General features: G+C 71.8%; 1 protein-coding gene. It reads right to left on the minus strand.

The window, feature by feature from the left end; translation table 11 throughout:
• Positions 1 to 561, minus strand: a 561-nt coding sequence (locus tag FNX44_RS27515; protein ID WP_153507818.1) for an alpha/beta fold hydrolase, incomplete at both ends; no start/stop codon positions are given.

Genomic DNA, 561 nt, shown 5'->3' on the forward strand with positions numbered 1-561 from the left:
GTTCGGGGCGGAACCATTCGTGGGAGGTCAACCGCAGGTTGTGTTCCGACCACTTGGCGACCTCGTCGTCGTTCTGGCCGACGAACTGGCGGTGGAGGAAGCGGGCTACGGCGGTCTGCCGGCGGACGGTGCCGTCGGTGGGGGCGGCCAGGAAGCGGGTGACGAGTTCGTCGGCGACGGTGTGGCGTTCGCCGTCGGCCATCATGCGGCGCCAGCGGTGTGCGCAGGCGGTGTAGTCGTCGGGGACGCGGTCGGTCATGCCGACGAGCAGGAGGCGGCCGAGGTGCTGCGGGTAGTGCTGGGCGACGCGGACGGCGATGGCGCCTCCGAAGCAGGCGCCGACGAGGTCGACGCGGGGCAGGTCGAGTTCGTCGAGCAGGTGGCGGACGGTGGCGGCGAGGAAGTCGATGCCGTAGCGGGCGGGGAGGTGGTCGACGGTGCCGTAGCCGGGGAGGTCGGCGGTGAGGACGTCGCCGTGGTGGAGGAGGTGGGGTTCGTGCCTGGCCCAGGAGTGGCGGTCCTGGGAGGACCCACCGAGGACGAGCAGGGGCGGTTTGGTGG

Source organism: Streptomyces alkaliterrae (genome assembly GCF_007097205.2).
Taxonomy (GTDB): domain Bacteria; phylum Actinomycetota; class Actinomycetes; order Streptomycetales; family Streptomycetaceae; genus Streptomyces; species Streptomyces alkaliterrae.